This window comes from Blattabacterium cuenoti BPAA, assembly GCF_000348805.1.
Classification (GTDB): Bacteria; Bacteroidota; Bacteroidia; order Flavobacteriales; family Blattabacteriaceae; genus Blattabacterium; species Blattabacterium cuenoti_B.
Genome location: NC_020510.1, coordinates 348,661 through 368,395 on the forward strand (window position 1 = coordinate 348,661; position 19,735 = coordinate 368,395).

Below are 19,735 nucleotides of genomic sequence, written 5' to 3' on the forward strand. Positions count from 1 at the left end.
ATCTTTTTGAGTCTTAGTTTAAAAAAAAATCTACCCCTTTTATTTCTTCCAATTTTTTTAAAAAACTTGAATTAATGTTAATTTCATACTTGATAGATTCGAAATTTAAAAAAACTTGATCTACTTTATCATAAAGAATTATATTCAATTTTTTATTTCCTATTTGTTGTTGAGAAAAAAGTTTTTCTATACTATTTATAAATACACTATTTAAATTGTTTATATTGATTTTTATAATCAGTTTATGTACTAATTTTTTTAAAACATTTTGTAAGTTTTCTATATGTAAAATATTGATTTTATATTTTTTATATTTTGATGAATCAATAGAAAAACATAAATGCAACGGATTATTCTGAATCAAAAGGGGTTCATATTTCAAATATTGTTGTCCGTAAATTCTGAATTCTTTAGAAGAATTATAATCTTCTAATAAAAAAATTCCATATTTGATTCCATTTTTTATATATATTTTTTTTTCTATTTGGGATAAAATTCCACATACATACATTTTTTTTCCTATAAAAAAAGATTCATTATTATTTAATTTTTCTAAAGAAATATTCGTAAAATATTTCATTTCATAACAAAAATCATCCAAAGGATGTGCAGAAGCATAAACACCCAACACTTCTTTCTCTTTGGATAACTTGTATGTATTACTCCATAAATCACATTTCATAATAATAGGTTCCTCTATCTTATTCTTTGTTTTTCGTAGTTTGGATCCAAATCTAATAATTTTTTCTAAAGTGTTTAATTGATCATCAGATTCAATCTGAAAATATTGTTCTCTATCAATATGAAAACTATCTAAAGATCCGGATAAAATTAAACTTTCTAAAGTTTTTTTATTCACTACACGTAAATCTACTCTTTTAACCAAATTAAAAATAGAAGTATAGGGACCGTTTTTTTTTCTTTCTTGAAAAAGAATTTTTACAGCATTTTTTCCAACTCCTTTGATTCCTGCAAGACCAAATCTAATACAATTAGAACCAGTGACTTTAAAAGAAGAATTACTTTCATTTATATCTGGAGTAATTACAGATATATTCATTTTTTTACACTCTTCTATCAAAAAAGTAAGCTGTTTAATATGATGCATATTATTACTTAATACAGAAGCCATATATTCACACGGAAAATGTGCTTTTAAATAAGCAGTTTGAAAGGCGATATAGGCATAACATGTAGCATGAGATTTATTAAAAGCATAACAAGAGAAATATTCCCAATCTTTCCATATTTTTTCTAATATATTTTTAGGATAACCTTTTTTCATAGCTTGATTAAGAAACAAATTTCTCATTGTATTGAGTTTTTCTTTTTTTTTTTTCCCCATAGATATTCTCAATATATCCGCTTCTCCTTTGGTAAAATCTGCGATTTTTTGGGCTATCAACATGACTTGTTCTTGATATATTGTTATTCCATAAGTTTCTTTTAAAAATTCCTCCATTTCCGGTAAATCATAGGTGATAGCTTCTTTTCCATGTTTTCTTGATATAAAATTAGGAATGTATTGTAAAGGACCTGGTCTATACAATGCTGTCATTGCGATTAAATCATCGAATTTATCAGGTTTTAGTCTACGTAAATATTTTTGCATTCCTGGAGATTCATATTGAAAAACGGCTACAGTTTCTCCTTTTTGAAAAAGATGATAAGTTTTCTCATCTTTTAAAGGAAATGAATTTTCTGTAAAATTCATTTTTTTACCTCTTTTCTCAATAAGATTTATAGCATCTTTAATAATAGTAAGAGTTTTTAATCCCAAAAAATCCATTTTTAATAATCCAGCATGTTCTACCACATGATTATCAAATTGCGTAAGCAATAAATCAGATTCTTTTGACACAGATACTGGAATATGTTCCTGAATCTTATCTGGACTAATTATGATTCCACAAGCATGTACTCCTGTACTTCTTATAGTTCCTTCTAAAATTTCTGCTTGTCGCAAAACTTTTCCCTCCAATGTGGATTGATCTTTCGCCATTTTTCTCAATTTTTGTACATTACTCATTTCTTCTTTATTTATGATTTTTTCTGGTATATTTTTATTATCATATAAAATTGTTTTTAATGAGAACATATTAGGAACCATTTTTGCCATACAATCTGTTTTTTTTAGAGACAAATTCAATACACGTCCAGTATCTCTTATGGATGATTTAGCCCCCATAGTAGCATATGTTATAATTTGTGCTACTTGATTTTTTCCATATTTTTGAACAACCCATTCAATAATTTTTTCACGTCCTCTGTCATCAAAATCAATATCAATATCTGGCAAAGAGATTCTGTCTGGATTTAAAAATCTTTCGAAAAGAAGATTATAAATCATGGGATCTATATTGGTTATTCCTATGCAATAAGCAACAATAGATCCTGCGACAGATCCTCTTCCAGGACCCACTGAAATATTCATTTTTCTAGCTTGAGATATGAAATTATGAACAATGAGAAAATAACCAGGATAGCCTATTTTTTCTATTGTTTTTAATTCAAAAAGAATTCTTTCTTGAATTTTTTTTGTAATATTTTTATAACGATTTTTGGCTCCGTCAAAAGTTATTTTTCGTAAAAAACGATTCTCCCCTCTATTTCCCCCATCTATTTTGTCTATAGGATCTTCAAAAAATTTTGGAATCTGAAATTTTGGGAGTAACGTTTTGTGAAAAAGATGATAGGATTCAATTTTATTAATCAATTCCTCCAGAAAATCAAAAGATTCTGGAAGATCGAAAAATATTTTTTTCATTTCTTCTGTGCTCTTAAAATAAAATTCATGATTTGGAAAACCAAATCTATAACCTCTTCCTTTTCCTATAGGAGTTAATTGTTTTTCTCCGTTTTTTACACAAAGTAAAATATCATGAGCATTTGCTTCTTTTTTATCTAAATAAAAAGTATTATTTTGTATAATATATTTTACATGATATTTTTTTGAAAATTTCAGTAAAATATTATTGACATAATCTTCTGCTTCTAATCCATGACGAAATAATTCTATGTAGAAATCATCACCAAAAAGATCCTTCCACCACAAAAAAACTCTTTCTGCTTTTCTTTCACCATAATTCAGAATAGTATATGGAATTTCTGCATTCAAGTCTCCAGTAAGAGCAATTAAATTTTCCTTGTATTTTTCTATCAACTTTTTTCCAATTCTAGGAAATCCAGCATAAAAACCTTCTGTAAAACCCAATGAACAAAGTTTTGTTAAATTATGATAACCTTTTTTATTTTTAGATAAGAGAACTTGTTGATATCGTTGATCCGGTTCTTCTTTCGTAAATTTTTTTTGTAAATAATTATCTGAAATAAACACTTCACAACCTACGATTCCTTTAATTGATTTTTCTGGATAATATTTTTTATTTATAGAATGAATAGCATTTAAAAAATGAAAAGATCCCATCATATTTCCATAATCTGTTATTCCTACAGCTGGCATATTCAAATGCAAAGCTCTTCTTACTAAGGATTGAATGTCTATAGTTGAATGAAGAATAGAAAAATAAGTATGATTATGAATGTGAGAATATTTTTTTTTTTTCAATTTTTCATTTAATGAATCATCTAATGTATTATCATTTTTAAAAAAATTTTTTTCTTTCTTCTCTAAGCAAGGAGAACAATCTTCTTGAAGAAAAACCATAGAAGAAGAAATTTTTTTTATATGTTTTTTTCTAAAACTCAATAGAATATCTTCTTTAACCCCTATCTCTTGATGTGAGATTATTCCAATTCGTAATAATTCCAAAAAAGAACGTGCTGTAGCTTTTACATCATTGGCTGCATTATGCAAATTTTGGATTTTCTCTCCAAAAAGTTTTTGATATAATTCAGATAATGTAGGCCATTTAAATTTTTTTCCACTTCCTAATAATTTGCAATAAGAAACAGAAATTTCTTTAGTATCTAATATTTTTTTCTTTTTAAAAGAAATAGAGATTTTTTTTCGAAAAAATTCACATTCAATAACTTTTATATCAAATTTTAAATTGTGTCCAATTAAACATTGAGATTGATCAATAGATTTTTGAAATTCATGTAAAACAAAATTTAAATCAAATCCATATTTTTCTGCTTTTTCATTAGTTATTCCATGAATCTTAAAAGCATTAAAAGGAATATCATAATTATCTGGCTTTATAATAAAATTTTTAAATTCTATTAAATCTCCTACAACATTATGACTTTGCCATGAGATTTGTACAATTCTTGGCCAATTATCTATATGAGTAATTGGAAAATTATAAGATCTAGGCAATCCTGTTGTTTCAGTATCAACAATAAGGTACATTTTATTTTAATTAGTAGATAGTAGAAAAAGTTACTGAAAAATTATTAGTTTTGTATTACCTGTTTTTTTATTAATTAAATAAAATAAATAAACGAGAACACTCAAACTACTCTAGTTTCTCTGTCCATATATTGTGTTTTATTATGGATAGAAAATAAGTGAAAAAATAATAAAAATTATGTCTAATCAAACCGGAGAAATAAAAAGAAAAACACCCCCTTCATATGAAATCAAAAATGAAAAACAGAACGATCAGAAAAATATAAAAATAAGTTTCGATTGGACGAAATACGAAACCCATTTCAGTAATGAGATACAAGAAAAAAGAAAAAAATTGGAAGAAATATATACAAAAACTTTACCAGATATTCAAGAATTAGAAATATATCAAGGAATTGTAACACATATTTCGGATACAATGATTATTGTAGATATTGGATTTAAAGCAGAAGGAGCCATTCCTATAAGTGAATTTAGAGAAAACTTGAACATTCAAGTTGGCAGTGAAATAGAAGTTATGGTTGTAAAGATTGATTATAAAGGACAATGTATCCTTTCGTATCAAAAAGCAAAAATGTTAAGGAATTGGCAACGTATTAATCAAGCATATGAAAAATCAGAGGTAATATTAGGTTATGTTGCAGCCAGAACAAAAGGAGGGTTAATTGTTGAAATATTTGATATAGAATGTTTTTTGCCTGGATCACATATTAATGTGAAACCTGTTCGGGATTATGATACTTATGTAGGAAAAACTATGGAAATAAAAGTAGTTAAAATCAATCAAAAAACGAAAAATGTTGTTGTTTCTCATAAAGTATTAATAGAAAGAGATATTGAAGAACAAAGAAAAGAAATGATCTCAAAATTAGATAAAGGTCAAGTATTAGAAGGAAAAATCAAGAACATTCTCCCTTATGGAGCCTTTGTAGATTTAGGAGGGGTAGATGCTTTGCTTCATATTACCGATATGAGTTGGCCACATATTAACCATCCTACAGAGATAGTTCAATTAGAACAAGAATTAAAATTTGTTGTATTAGGTGTAGATAAAGAAAAAAATCGTGTACAATTGGGATTAAAACAATTGCAACCTCATCCTTGGAATTCTTTAGATAAAAATTTAAAAGTAGGAAGTAAAATAAAAGGAAAAGTAAGTGTTTTAGCTGATTATGGAGCATTTATTGAAATTATTCCAGGTGTAGAAGCATTATTGCATATTAGTGAAATGTCTTGGTCTACAGATTTATCTTCTACTCAAGATTTTGTACAAATAGGGGATGAATTGGAGGCGGTAATATTAACCATAGATCGTCAGGAAAGAAAAATGTCTTTAAGCGTCAAACAATTAACACCAGATCCTTGGATTAACATCCAAGAGAAATATTTTATAGGATCAGAACATATTGGAACTGTAAAAAAATTTACAAATTTTGGTGTTTTCATTGAATTGGAACAAGGAATCTCTGGAGTTATTTATACTAATGATCTTTCATGGATTAAAAAAATAAAACATCCTTCTGAATTTTGCAGTATCAGTGATAAATTGAAAGTTATTGTACTTTCTATAGATACTCAAGCAAGACGATTCAATTTAGGACATAAACAATTATCAGAAAATCCATGGGAAAAATATGAAAAAATTTATTCTGTTGGAAGCATTCACAATGGAATCATATCAAACTTATTTGAAAAGGGAGCTTCTGTGAAATTTACAGAAGATCAAAAAATAGAAGCTTTTGCTCCACTACGTTTTTTAGAGAAAAAAAATAGATCTACTCTAAAAAAAGGAGAAAAGGCTGATTTTAAAATAATTGAATTTAATAAAGAAACTAAAAAAATTGTGATTTCTCATACGTCTGTTTATCGTGATAAAGATCAAAAAAAAGAACAACGTGTGAGAAATAGAAAATTTGAAAGATCCACTCTAGGTGATATAGCTGGATTAGCTAAACTAAAAGAACAAATAGAAAAAGAAAAAAATAAATAGTTCTAAAATAATGGAAACACACCCTATTGCAGAAAAAGAAGGATGGAAAGTAGGAAAAGATTTTCCCGTTTGGGCTAATAATGAATTATATTTAACTACAATTAAAGGTGGATATTTGTTAGATAGAGAATCTCCTTTTGAGGCATATAAGAGATTGTCACAAAATGCAGCAAGAATTTTAAAAAAACCGAAAATAGAAGAAGAATTCTTTAATATTTTTTGGAGAGGATGGCTTATTCCTTCTACTCCAGTTATGGTAAATCTTGGAACAAAAAAAGGGTTACCCATTAGTTGTTTTTCTGGAAGAATTGGGGATAGTATGTACGAAATATATAGAAAAAATTTAGAAATGTCTATATTAAGCAAACATGGTGGAGGAACATCATATGACTTTAGTTTAGTCAGACCTATAGGAAATTCCATAAAAAATGGAACATTAGGAACTTCCGATGGAATTATTCCTTTTATTAAATCATATGATAGTACTATAGTAGCTAGCAAACAAGGAAAAACACGTAGAGGTGCTGTAGCTATTTATTTAGACATAGAACATAAAGAATATCCAGAATTCTTAAAAATCAGAGAACCTAAAGGAGATATTAATCGTCAATGTCATAATGTTCATCAAGGAGTAATAATTTCTAATTCTTTTATGAAAAAAGTATTAGAAAAAAATGGAAAAGAACGAGCTTTGTGGATTGATACTCTCAAAGAACGTGTTCAAACTGGAGAACCATATCTTTTTTTTCAAGAAAATGCTAATAAAAATATACCAGAAAATTGGAAGAAACATGGATTAAAAATCCATCACAGTAATCTTTGTTCCGAAATTATGTTGCCAACAGATGAAAATCATACTCTTGTATGTTGTCTATCTTCTCTGAATTTATATAGATATATAGAATGGAAAAATACAAATGTTGTTTTTTATGCCATTTTATTTCTTGATGCGGTTATGCAAGAATTCATTGACAAAGGAAAACATATACGGGGAATAGAGGACGCTGTTCGTTTTGCAGAAAAAAGTAGAGCTTTAGGTTTGGGAACTCTAGGCTGGCATTCGTATTTACAATCTAATATGATTCCTTTTATATCTGTTAAATCTAAAATATTAACACATAATATATTTAGGTATATACAACTAGAATCTAAAAAAGCTACTAAATATTTGGCTAAAGAATACGGAGAATCTGAATGGAACATAGGAACTGGGAGAAGAAATTTAACTTTAATGGCAATGGCCCCTAATAGAAGCTCTGCTAAATTAGCGGGAGGTCTTTCTCAAGGTGTGGAACCTTTGGCTGCAAACATATATGTAGATGATGATTCAAAAGGAATGCATATTCGTAAAAATCCTTATTTGGAAAAAATTCTTATAAAGAATGGACATAATCTCCCGGAAGTTTGGGAACAAATAGCTAATGAAAAAGGATCCTGTCTTGGATTAACTGCTCTTAGTGAAGAACAAAAAAATGTTTTCAGATGTTTCAAAGAAATTAATCAATTAGAATTAATTAAACAAGCTAGCATACGACAAAAATATATTGATCAAGGACAAAGCATTAATCTTTCTTTTCATCAGAATGCTCCAGCAAAATATATAAATAGGGTCCATCTTGAAGCTTGGAAAATAGGATTGAAAAGCCTTTATTATTATAGGAGTGAAAGTATTCTTCGTGCAGATACTAAACGTGATTTATATTTGGAAAGTTTGTTATAATTTAAAAAAGGGCAGCGACTTACTCTCCCAGAATTAACTAGTACCATCAGCGCTAATGTGTTTCACTTCTCTGTTCGGTATGGGAAGAGGTGGAGCCACATTGCTATAACCACCCAAAAAAAAATTATATATATATAAGACATAACATAATATACATCCATCATAAAGAGAAATTAAAAGCTTACGGGTAATTAGTACTACTCAGCTATGATATTACTATCTTTACACTTGTAGCCTATCAACGTTGTCATCTTCAACGACCCTTAAAAGAAGCCTAATCTTGTGGAGAGTTTCGCACTTATATGCTTTCAGTGCTTATCTCTTCCGAACATAGCTACTCAGCAATGCACCTGGCGATACAACTGATACACCAGAGGTTCGTCCAATTCGGTCCTCTCGTACTAGAATCAGGTCCACTCAAGCTTCTAACGCTCGCAATAGATAGAGACCGAACTGTCTCACGACGTTCTGAACCCAGCTCGCGTGCCACTTTAATGGGCGAACAGCCCAACCCTTGGGACCTTCTACAGCCCCAGGATGTGACGAGCCGACATCGAGGTGCCGAACCTCCCCGTCGATGTGAGCTCTTGGGGGAGACTAGCCTGTTATCCCCGGAGTACCTTTTATCCTTTGAGCGATGGCCCTTCCATACGGAACCACCGGATCACTATGCCCTACTTTCGTACCTGATCGACTTGTAAGTCTCACAGTCAAGCACCCTTATGCCATTACACTCTACACACGATTACCAAACGTGTTGAGGGTACCTTTGGGAGCCTCCGTTACCTTTTTGGAGGCGACCACCCCAGTCAAACTACCCACCACGCAATGTCCTAAATTTTTTTTGAAATTGAGTTAGATTTCAACTAAAAAAAGGGTGGTATTTCAAGGACAACTCCACGTTGTCTAGCGACAACGCTTCAAAGTTTCCCACCTATCCTACACATTTTCTAATCGAAACCAATACGAAGCTATAGTAAAGGTTCACGGGGTCTTTTCGTCCCATTGCGAGTAATCGGCATCTTCACCGATATTACAATTTCACCGAGCTCACGGCTGAGACAGTTTCCAGATCGTTACACCATTCGTGCAGGTCGGAACTTACCCGACAAGGAATTTCGCTACCTTAGGACCGTTATAGTTACGGCCGCCGTTTACTGGGGCTTCAGTCAAAAGCTTTGCCGAAGCTAACCTTTTTCTTTAACCTTCCAGTACTGGGCAGGTGTCAGACCCTATACATCATTTTTCAATTTAGCAGAGTCCTATGTTTTTGATAAACAGTCGCCTGGATCTCTTCGCTGCGACCTTCTTACAAAAGAAGGCTACCTTTCTCCCGAAGTTACAGGTTCATTTTGCCTAGTTCCTTAGCCGTGAATCACTCGAGCACCTTAGGATTCTCTCCTCAACTACCTGTGTCGGTTTTGGTACGGGTTACTTTTATCTGAAGCTTAGAGGCTTTTCTTGGAAGCTCTTACCTGCACTATCCACTTACCCGAAGGTTTGTGGTACTATCGTAGATTAGCAAAACATACGGATTTTCCAATATATTCTATACCTAGCTACTTTAACGTACACATCCGTCCGTACGCGACAGTTTCATTTCTTCGTCCCCCCTATCGCAATAAAAGCAAGTACCGGAATATTAACCGGTTTTCCATCGACTACACCTTTCGATTTCATCTTAGGGACCGACTAACCCTCAGCTGATTAACATGGCTGAGGAATCCTTAGTTTTTCGGTGTGCGGTTTTCTCATCCGCATTATCGTTACTTATACCTACATTTTCTTTTGTAAAAGCTCCACTATATCTTACGATGTAGCTTCTGTGCTATTACAATGCTCCCCTACCGATTGATTAAATTCATGAATCAATCCCATAGTTTCGGCGATATATTTTATGCCCGATTATTATCCATGCTCAGTCACTCGACTAGTGAGCTGTTACGCACTCTTTAAATGAATAGCTGCTTCCAAGCTAACATCCTAGCTGTCTGAGTAACTAAACCTCGTTTTATCAACTTAATATATACTTAGGGGCCTTAACTGATGGTCTGGGTTGTTTCCCTCTTGGACATGGACCTTAGCACCCATGCCCTCACTACCGTGAAACATAATAACAGCATTCGGAGTTTGTCAGGAATTAGTAGGTGATGAAACCCCTTCATCCAATCAGTAGCTCTACCTCTGTATTACTTAACACGATGCTGCACCTAAATGCATTTCGGGGAGTACGAGCTATCTCCGAGTTTGATTGGCCTTTCACCCCTATCCACAGGTCATCCGAAGACTTTTCAACGTCAACCGGTTCGGTCCTCCACTATGTGTTACCACAGCTTCAACCTGCCCATGGATAGATCACTCGGTTTCGCGTCTAATTCCTCCGACTATACGCCCTATTCAGACTTGCTTTCGCTACGGCTCCATAGCTAAACTACTTAACCTTGCCGGAAAAATTAACTCGTAGGTTCATTATGCAAAAGGCACGTCGTCACTCTATAAAAAAAGCTCCGACAGTTTGTAAGCGTATGGTTTCAGGATCTATTTCACCCTTCTATTCGAAGTACTTTTCACCTTTCCCTCACGGTACTAGTTCACTATCGGTCTCTGAGTAGTATTTAGCCTTACCGGATGGTCCCGGCAGATTCAGACAAGATTTCCCGTGTCCCGTCCTATTCAGGTCCCTACTTATAAAATTTTTCCATTTTGCATACAGGATTATCACCTTCTATGATTGATTTTTCCAAATCATTCTGCTATAAAAAAATAATTTTTTTATTGTAGAACCTACAACCCCACTATAGCCTAGACCATAATGGTTTGGGCTATTCCGCTTTCGCTCGCCACTACTAACAGAATCACTATTGTTTTCTCTTCCTCTAGATACTTAGATGTTTCAGTTCTCTAGGTTCGCCTTACATAAAAGTAATATCATATTAAATATGATAGGTTCCCCCATTCGGAAATCTGCGGATCAATTTGTATGTGCCAATTCCCGCAGCTTATCGCAGCTTATCACGTCCTTCTTCGCCTCTCAGAGCCAAGGCATCCACCATACGCTCTTTATTCGCTTTTTTATTTCTCTATTAATTGTATTGTATATTATGTATGTCAAAGAACTTTCTTAAAAAAAATGGAGAATATCGGGGTCGAACCGATGACCTCCTGCGTGCAAAGCAAGCGCTCTAGCCAACTGAGCTAATTCCCCAAGCTCAAACAAAAATAGTCTCGCGCGGAATTGAACCGCGGACCTCTACATTATCAGTGTAGCGCTCTAACCATCTGAGCTACGAGACTGATTATATAAAAAAAATTAATAATCAATCTCCTTGTTTTTATATTAGAAAACTTCTAGCCTAATTTTTTCTAGACTTTTAATAAAAAAAACTCTAAAAAAAGAGATGTTCCAGCCGCACCTTCCGGTACGGCTACCTTGTTACGACTTAGCCCCAGTTATCGATTTTACCTTAAGCAGCTCCTTTTATGGTCACCGATTTCAGGTCCCCCCGACTTCCATGGCTTGACGGGCGGTGTGTACAAGGCCCGGGAACGTATTCACCGCATCATGGCTGATATGCGATTACTAGCGATTCCAACTTCATAGAGTCGAGTTGCAGACTCCAATCCGAACTGAGATCGGCTTTTAGAGATTAGCATCTGATTGCCCAGTAGCAACCCTTTGTACCGACCATTGTAGCACGTGTGTAGCCCAAGGTATAAGAGCCGTGATGATTTGACGTCATCCCCACCTTCCTCTCGACTTACGTCGGCAGTCTTGTTAGAGTCCCCGACATTATTCGCTGGCAACTAACAATGAGGGTTGCGCTCGTTGAGGGACTTAACCCAACACCTCACGGCACGAGCTGACGACAACCATGCAGCATCTTGTACTCCGTCCGAAGACTAAACTATTTCTAGCTTATTCGTAGTACATTTAAACCTTGGTAAGGTTCCTCGCGTATCATCGAATTAAACCACATGCTCCACCGCTTGTGCGGGCCCCCGTCAATTCCTTTGAGTTTCAGCCTTGCGACCGTACTCCCCAGGTGGATCACTTATCACTTTCGCTTAGTCACTGAAAAATAAATCCAACAACTAGTGATCATCGTTTACAGCGTGGACTACCAGGGTATCTAATCCTGTTTGCTCCCCACGCTTTCGTGCCTCAGCGTCAGTATAGACTTAGTAACCTGCTTTCGCGATCGGTGTTCTGTGTGATATCTATGCATTTCACCGCTACACCACACATTCCAGCTACTCCAATCTCACTCAAGTCTATCAGTATCAATAGCCATTTTAACAGTTAAGCTGCAATATTTCACTACTGACTTAATAAACCGCCTACGCACCCTTTAAACCCAATAAATCCGGATAACGCTTGTGTCCTCCGTATTACCGCGGCTGCTGGCACGGAGTTTGCCGACACTTATTCGTATAGTACATTCACAATTCTTATCACGTAAGAATTTTTATTCCTAAACAAAAGCAGTTTACAACCCGTAAGGCATTCTTCCTGCACGCGGCGTGGCTGGTTCAGAGTTTCCTCCATTGACCAATATTCCTCACTGCTGCCTCCCGTAGGAGTCTGGTCCGTGTCTCAGTACCAGTGTGGGGGATCGCCCTCTCAGGCCCCCTACCGATCATTGCCTTGGTAAGCTTTTACCTTACCAACTAACTAATCGGACGCACGCCCATCTTTTGCCACATTTCTGCTTTAATAACAAAACCATGCGATTTTATTATGCTATAGAATATTAATCTAAGTTTCCTCAGGCTATTTTCTAGCAAAAGGTAGGTTACGTACGTGTTACGCACCCGTACGCCGGTCGCCATCAAAACCTATATAAATATAGATTTTATGCTGCCCCTCGACTTGCATGTGTTAAGCCCGCCGCTAGCGTTCATCCTGAGCCAGGATCAAACTCTCCGTTGTAAAAAAAATTAATACCAAATACGTTTTATTAAAAAATCCTGAAATATCAGGTCTAGAAGCTTCTTTATGCTGTTATGCTATGCAAAGAACAATAAACATTATTATAGCAAGTATACATTTTTTTTCACCAAAAAAAAAGTTTTAAACAAAAACAAATGTATATATATTTTTCTGTTAGAAAAAAAATAATCTAATTTTATATATAATATAATAATAAAATGTATAAATTTTCCAATCCATTAACATGAAAACTTCAGATTTTGATTTTGAATCTCCTACAAATCTCCTCGCTAAATTTCCTTCACAAGAAAGAGATGAATCCAAATTAATGGTTATTCATAGAAAAAATCAAAAAATAGAACACAAAATTTTTAAAAACTTACATGAATATTTTGAAGAAGGAGATATTTTAATTCTTAATAATACTAAAGTTTTTCCAGCAAGATTATTTGGCAATAAAGAAAAAACAGAAGCTAAAATAGAAGTTTTTTTACTTAGAGAGTTAGATCCAAAAGATAGAACATGGGATGTATTAGTTGATCCTGCAAGAAAAGTAAGAGTAGGAAATAAATTAAGTTTTGGATCTGAATTGACAGGAGAAGTTATAGATAACACTACTTCTAGAGGAAGAATTTTACAACTTAATTTTAATGGATCTCATGAGGGACTTATAAATAAAATAAAAGAATTAGGAAAAACTCCTTTACCCAAATATATTAATAGACAACCGGAAAAAAATGATGAGAAACGTTATCAAACTGTATACGCAAAAAAAGAAGGATCTGTAGCTGCACCTACAGCAGGATTACATTTTTCAAAACATTTGCTCAAAAAATTGGAAATAAAAGGAATTCACTTAGTGGAAGTTACTTTACACTTGGGACTAGGAAGTTTTTTACCAGTAGATGTAGAAGATATATCAAAACATAAAATGGATTCTGAGAAATGTTTTATAAATGAAAACACATGTAAAATAGTAAATTTTGCTATACAAAGAAAAAAAAGAATTTGTGCAGTAGGTACCTCTTCTATGAGAGCTATTGAAAGCTCTGTTTCTTCCAGCAAAAAATTAAATCCATTTTATGGATGGACCAATAAATTTATTTTTCCTCCTTATAATTTTAATATAGCCAATTCTATGATTACAAATTTTCATATGCCAAAATCCACTTTACTTATGATGACAACAGCTTTTACTGGTTTTGATTTAATAATGAAAGCGTATCAAATTGCAATAGAAAAAGAATACAGATTTTATTCTTATGGAGATGCTATGTTAATATTATAAAAATCATATACTAACTAAATAATATTATGAATATTATTTTAGAAAAAATAAAAACTACTATAAAAAAAGAAATAGAAGAATTTGAAAAACAATTTCAAAATATCATTCAAAGTAACAATATTTCCGTTATAGATAAAATAACTCATTATATTCTTCACAGAAAGGGAAAATTAATTCGTCCTATATTTGTTTTCTTAATAGCTAAAATGTTGGGGAAAATAGAAAAAAAAACATATCACACTGCTTGTTTAATCGAGCTCATCCATACAGCTACGCTTGTACATGATGATGTTATTGATAATAGTTTTTTACGTCGTGGATCTTTTTCCATAAATGCTATATGGAAAAATAAAATAGCTGTTTTAATTGGAGATTACTTACTTTCTAAAAGTCTCTTAATTGCAACAAATAATAATTACTATGATTTACTTAAAATTATATGTAAAACTATAAGAGATATGAGTAAAGGAGAGTTATTACAAATAGAGAAATCCAAAAAATTAAACATTACTGAAAAAATTTATAATCAAATTATTTATCATAAAACAGCAAGTTTAATTGCTACTTCTTGTGAAGCAGGAGCTCGTTCAGTTAATACAGATGAGGAAACAGCTCTAAAAATGAGAAAATTTGGAATTTTTACAGGTATAGCCTTTCAAATCAAAGATGATTTATTTGATTACGAAGAAAAAAATGTAAAAATTACGGGGAAACCTGTTGGAATAGATTTAAGAGAAAAAAAAATAACACTTCCACTTATTCATACTATTCAAAAAGCTTCTAAAAAAGATCAAAAACATATATTAAATTACATAAAACATTATGATGAAAAAAAAAGACATCAAATTATCAGTTATGTAAAAAAATATGGAGGATTAGAATATGCCACTCAAAAAATGATTAAATTTCGTGATAATGCATTAAAAATTTTAGAACTTTATCCAGAAGGAGTAATGAAAGAGGCATTAAAAATAATGGTAAATTTTATTATAGAAAGAAATCAATAAATTCAAAATTCAAAAAATTATATGAAAAAAAATTTGGTGATTGTAGAATCTCCAACTAAAGCTCATACAATACAAACGTTTTTAGGAAAAAATTATTGTGTAGTATCTAGTTATGGACATATTATAGATTTACCAGAAAAAGAAATAGGAGTTAAAATTCAAGAAAATTTTAAACCAAATTATGTAATATTACCTAAAAAAAAACAAATTGTTCAAAATCTTAAAAAATTAATAAAAAATTACGAAATTATTTGGTTGGCTTCTGATGAAGACCGTGAAGGAGAGGCTATTGCCTATCAAATTTATAAAATCTTTAATATTCCTGATAAAAAATACAGAAGAATAGTTTTTCACGAAATTACAAAAAAAGCAATTTTACATGCTATAAAAAACCCAAGATTAATTGATTATAACTTAGTTTATGCTCAACAAACTAGAAGAATTATAGATCGATTAGTAGGATTTCAATTATCTCCTATTTTATGGAAAAAAATAAAGACAGGTCTTTCTGCAGGTAGAGTTCAATCTGTTGCTGTAAGATTAATAGTAGAACAAGAAAAAAAAATTCAAGATTTTATTCCTTATCCAGTTTATCAAATAAATGGAATTTTCACTAATTCTGAACAAAAAATTATTCTCAATGCTAAATTGGAAAAAAAGATAGAAAATAAAAAGGAAATGAAAAATATTTTGTCATCATGTATCAATAGCACTTTTACAGTAAAAAAAACTACTATAAAACAAGAAAAAAAAAGTCCACCACTTCCATTTACTACTTCTTCTTTACAACAGGAAGCTTGTCACAAGCTAAATTATTCTATATCCAAAACAATGCTATTAGCTCAAAAATTATATGAAAAAGGATTTATTACATATATTCGAACAGATAGTACAAGTTTATCAAAAACTATATTATTAGATATTAAAAATTATATACTTTCTTTATATGGAACAAAATATTTATCTATAAAAAAAAAATATATAAAAAAAAAAAATTCTCTCAAGAAGCTCACAGTGCGATTCATCCTACTATTATTAATTTTGAAGAAAATTATCTAAATCCTTTAGATGTATTTCAAAAACGTCTTTATAAACTAATATGGGAACGAACGATCATAGGACAAATGACAGATGCTATTTTTGAAAAAAAAGATATTTACATTCAATCTTCTCATTTAGAATGTTTTTTTATTTGTACAAAAAAAACTGTTTTATTTGATGGATTTATGAAAATTTTCAAAAAAGAAAAAAAATTTCATTTCGATACAATCAAAAAAGGTTCTTTTCTAGAAAGAAAAGAAATTACCGCTCAGCAAGTTTTTCAAAATCATTTACGTAGATATACTGAAGCTAGTTTAGTAAAGAAACTGGAACAATTAGGTATTGGAAGACCTTCTACTTATGTTCCCACAATTTACACCATTCAAAAAAGAAATTATGTCAGTGTACAAAAGATTTCAAAAAAAATAGAAATACGTGAAATCTTTCTTTTAAAAGGAAATTTAATTACTAAAAAAAATGATGAATTTACTGAAATAGAAAAAAATAAATTCTTTCCTACAGAAATAGGAATTTTAACTACTGATTTCTTGAAAAAAAATTTTTATAGAATAATAAATTACAGTTTTACTGCAAGTTTAGAAAAAAATTTTGATGATATAGCCAAAGGTAAACAATCTTGGATCAAGATCCTTGAAGATTTTTATAATGAATTTGATAAAGAAATACAATCTGTTAAAAATAATGTAAATAAAATTCATAAAAAACGTTTTCTTGGAAAGGATCCGAAATCTAATAAAAAAATTTTTGTAAGAATAGCAAAATATGGACCTGTTGTTCAAATGGGTGAATTTAATAATGAAGATAAACCAAAATTTTATCCTTTATTAAATAAGCAAAAAATAGAAGAAATTTCTTTAACAGAAGCTTTGAAAATTATTGAATTACCCAAATCATTGGGCATACTTGATAAAAAAGAAGTTTTATTAAAGATTAATAAATTTAATATTTATATTAAATATAATAATAAATCAATTCCAATTGATGAAAAAATTTTTTTTAATAATTCATTAAATTTAGAAAAAGCTATTAACATTATAATGAAAAATGAAGATCAAATAAACTAAAAAATTAGTTAAACTAAGTATCAAAATACCTTTGATTTAAATAAGTTGTTGGATAAGCTTGATCATGTCCTGTACGCTTGATATGATCTAAATATTTAGGAATATAAGATAAGGCTTTAACTCTATCAGATAAAGACATTCGATTCCATATATTTTCAGCCATTTTTTTTTTTCCTACTTTATATCTGTAATCTGTCCAAAAACGATCAAAAGATAAATCAGCAGGAATTTCTTCTATTGAAAAAGCGGCTCTAGATTTTTTCATTTTAGTTATAATAGATTCATTATAAGGTAAATACTTTCCTATCCATACATAATGCGGTAAAGAAAGTTTTTCAGGAAAAATAACTTCTCTTAAAAAACCATTTAAATCATATTTAAATATTATATCTCCAGATACTAAACGACTTTTAAATATATATTGTTTTCCTATCATTATTATTGATTTCATCAACATCAATTAATGCATAAACTCAAAATTATTTATTATGAAGAAATTTTCAGTTTCAAAAAGTATTTAACATAATCTAGTTTAATTATTTTAAATCAAACAATTCTTATAAATTGACAAAAATTAATAAGAATTATTCCAACATAATTTCAAAAACTCCATGACAGAAGTTATGGTTTTTTATTTTTAAAATAATAGATTTATTATATCTTTTTTTTTACATCAAAAATGTTTGATATCTTATATATGTTATATATTGTGCCCACTCCTATAGGAAATCTAGAGGATTTCACTTTCAGGAGCTTACGAATCTTAAAAGAGGTAGATTTGATTTTAGTAGAAAATTATAAAGTTTCCAAAAAACTATTAGATTTTTATCATATCAAGAACAATATAAATAAATATCATATTTACAATGAACATAAAATAGTTCCTTATCTTATAACAAAAATAAAAGAAGGAAAAAAATTAGCGTTAATATCTAATGCAGGAACTCCAAGTATATCTGATCCAGGTTTTTTACTCATTAGATCTTGTATTAAAGCTTCTATCTATATAGAATGTTTACCTGGACCTACAGCTTTTGTTCCAGCATTAGTTTGTTCAGGTATATCTACTAATGAATTTACTTTTATAGGATTTTTACCAAAAAAAAAAAGAAAAATTAAACTAGAAAATTTATCTAAAGAAAATAGAACTGTTATATTATATGAATCTCCTCATAGATTATTACAAACATTAAATGACATAAAATATTTTTTTGGATCAAAAAGAAATATTGCTATATGTAAAGAAATATCCAAATATTTTCAAAATATCTCAAGAGGGAACATAGAAAAAATGATTCTATATTATAAAAATATAAAAAAAATATTAGGAGAATATACTATTATTATTGAAAAAGTTTTGAAAAAAAATTAAATATGTTTTTTTTTTATTAAAAATTCTGCAATTTGAATTGCATTGGTAGCTGCTCCTTTATGAAGATTGTCTGCCACTATCCAAAGATTGATAGAATTTTGAAATGAAAAATCTTTTCGAATTCTACCTACAAAAACTTCATCTTTTTTATGAGCATATAATGGCATTGGATAAATATTTTTTTTTGGATTATCCTGAACTATTATTCCTTTTGTTTTTAATAAAATTTTATAGATACAATCTATATTAGGTTTTTTTCTAAATGTAATATTAACACTCTCTGAATGTCCTCCTATAACAGGAACACGAACGGATGTTGCTGTTATTCCTATATTATAATCATTCATTATTTTTTTGGTTTCATTTATCAGTTTCATCTCTTCTATTGTGTATTTATTTTCTGTAAATTGATCACAATGAGGTAAAACATTTTGATAAATAGGATATGGATACACTTTGAGAGAAGAATGTCCTTTTTGTTCTTTACATAGCTGATCTAAAGCCTGTTTTCCAGTTCCTGTGACTGATTGATAAGTTGAAATAATAATTCTACTAATTTCATATTTCATGTGTAAAGGAAATAAAACCATAACTAATTGTATTGTAGAACAATTTGGGTTTGCAATAATTTTATCTTTTTTACACAAACAAGAAGCATTAATTTCAGGAACAATTAACTTTTTTTCTGAATCCATTCTCCATGCAGAAGAATTATCAATAACAATAGATCCTATACCTGAAAATTTTGGGGCCCATTTTTTTGATATATCAGATCCTGCTGAAAATAAAACAATATCAGGTCTTTTCAAAAATAAATCATATATACTAATGACTTTATATATCTTTTTTTTAAACAAAAATTCTTTACCAACAGATTTATTAGAAGCGGACAAATACAGCTTTTTTAATGGAAAATTTCTTTTTTCTAAAAGATGAATCATTACACGACCTACCATACCTGTTACTCCAATTATTCCTAATTTCATT

Annotated in this window: 10 protein-coding genes, 2 tRNA genes and 3 rRNA genes; 7 read left to right on the forward strand and 8 right to left on the reverse strand. The window is 30.5% G+C overall.

The window, feature by feature from the left end; translation table 11 throughout:
- Positions 1-13 precede the first annotated feature (13 nt).
- Positions 14-4,315 carry a DNA polymerase III subunit alpha gene (gene dnaE, locus BPAA_RS01645; protein WP_015429940.1) on the reverse strand — a complete coding sequence of 1,434 codons (4,302 nt, stop codon included), beginning with the start codon at positions 4,313-4,315 and terminating at the stop codon, positions 14-16.
- A 178-nt stretch (positions 4,316-4,493) separates the two neighbouring features.
- Here dnaE and rpsA point away from each other — a divergent pair, with 178 nt between their 5' ends.
- Together rpsA and BPAA_RS01655 are read left to right on the forward strand one after the other, a co-directional pair.
- Positions 4,494-6,305 carry a 30S ribosomal protein S1 gene (gene rpsA, locus BPAA_RS01650; protein WP_015429941.1) on the forward strand — a complete coding sequence of 604 codons (1,812 nt, stop codon included), beginning with the start codon at positions 4,494-4,496 and terminating at the stop codon, positions 6,303-6,305.
- Positions 6,306-6,315: 10 nt separating this feature from the next.
- Entirely contained in the window at positions 6,316-8,025 is a 1,710-nt protein-coding gene (locus BPAA_RS01655) for a ribonucleoside-diphosphate reductase subunit alpha (protein WP_015429942.1), read from the forward strand.
- A 6-nt stretch (positions 8,026-8,031) separates the two neighbouring features.
- On the opposite strand, the gene rrf is transcribed toward BPAA_RS01655, so the two are convergent.
- From rrf to BPAA_RS01680, 5 genes are all read right to left on the reverse strand, one after another.
- Positions 8,032-8,142: ribosomal RNA gene (gene rrf, locus BPAA_RS01660) — 5S ribosomal RNA — on the reverse strand.
- 54 nt (positions 8,143-8,196) lie between these two features.
- Positions 8,197-11,099 (reverse strand): 23S ribosomal RNA (locus BPAA_RS01665).
- Positions 11,100-11,156: 57 nt separating this feature from the next.
- A tRNA-Ala gene (locus tag BPAA_RS01670) sits at positions 11,157-11,230 on the reverse strand.
- Between the two features lie 15 nt (positions 11,231-11,245).
- A tRNA-Ile gene (locus tag BPAA_RS01675) sits at positions 11,246-11,319 on the reverse strand.
- A gap of 97 nt (positions 11,320-11,416) precedes the next feature.
- A 16S ribosomal RNA gene (locus BPAA_RS01680) occupies positions 11,417-12,955 on the reverse strand.
- Together the 16S, 23S and 5S rRNA genes with 2 tRNA genes alongside form the textbook arrangement of a ribosomal RNA operon.
- A 244-nt stretch (positions 12,956-13,199) precedes the next feature.
- On the opposite strand from BPAA_RS01680, the gene queA reads away from it, so the two are divergent.
- Genes queA through BPAA_RS03180 form a run of 4 tightly spaced genes read left to right on the forward strand, consistent with a single transcriptional unit; the run spans position 13,200 to position 17,376 of the window.
- The gene (queA, locus tag BPAA_RS01685; protein ID WP_015429943.1) at positions 13,200-14,243 is read left to right on the forward strand and encodes a tRNA preQ1(34) S-adenosylmethionine ribosyltransferase-isomerase QueA; all 1,044 of its coding nucleotides are present in this window, start codon (positions 13,200-13,202) and stop codon (positions 14,241-14,243) included.
- 26 nt (positions 14,244-14,269) lie between these two features.
- Positions 14,270-15,250 carry a polyprenyl synthetase family protein gene (locus BPAA_RS01690; protein ID WP_015429944.1) on the forward strand — a complete coding sequence of 327 codons (981 nt, stop codon included), beginning with the start codon at positions 14,270-14,272 and terminating at the stop codon, positions 15,248-15,250.
- Between the two features lie 21 nt (positions 15,251-15,271).
- Entirely contained in the window at positions 15,272-16,309 is a 1,038-nt protein-coding gene (locus BPAA_RS01695) for a type IA DNA topoisomerase (RefSeq protein WP_262483646.1), read from the forward strand.
- Positions 16,285-17,376, forward strand: coding sequence for a DNA topoisomerase (locus BPAA_RS03180; protein WP_262483647.1), 1,092 nt, complete (start codon positions 16,285-16,287; stop codon positions 17,374-17,376). The genes BPAA_RS01695 and BPAA_RS03180 overlap by 25 nt, the downstream gene beginning before the upstream one ends.
- A 13-nt stretch (positions 17,377-17,389) precedes the next feature.
- Here the strand turns inward: BPAA_RS03180 and BPAA_RS01700 are convergent, their stop codons facing one another.
- On the reverse strand, positions 17,390-17,827 hold the full coding sequence (locus BPAA_RS01700; RefSeq protein ID WP_231840102.1) for an LvrA C-terminal domain-related protein: 438 nt from the start codon (positions 17,825-17,827) through the stop codon (positions 17,390-17,392).
- 246 nt (positions 17,828-18,073) lie between these two features.
- Between BPAA_RS01700 and rsmI the strand changes: the two genes are divergently transcribed.
- A complete protein-coding gene (gene rsmI / locus BPAA_RS01705; RefSeq protein ID WP_023469936.1) occupies positions 18,074-18,748 on the forward strand; it encodes a 16S rRNA (cytidine(1402)-2'-O)-methyltransferase in 675 nt (224 codons plus the stop codon).
- On the opposite strand, the gene BPAA_RS01710 is transcribed toward rsmI, so the two are convergent.
- Positions 18,745-19,734 (reverse strand): aspartate-semialdehyde dehydrogenase, encoded by a 990-nt coding sequence (locus BPAA_RS01710; RefSeq protein WP_015429947.1) that lies wholly within the window; start codon positions 19,732-19,734, stop codon positions 18,745-18,747. The two genes, rsmI and BPAA_RS01710, sit on opposite strands and share 4 nt — an antisense overlap.
- Position 19,735 lies beyond the last annotated feature (1 nt).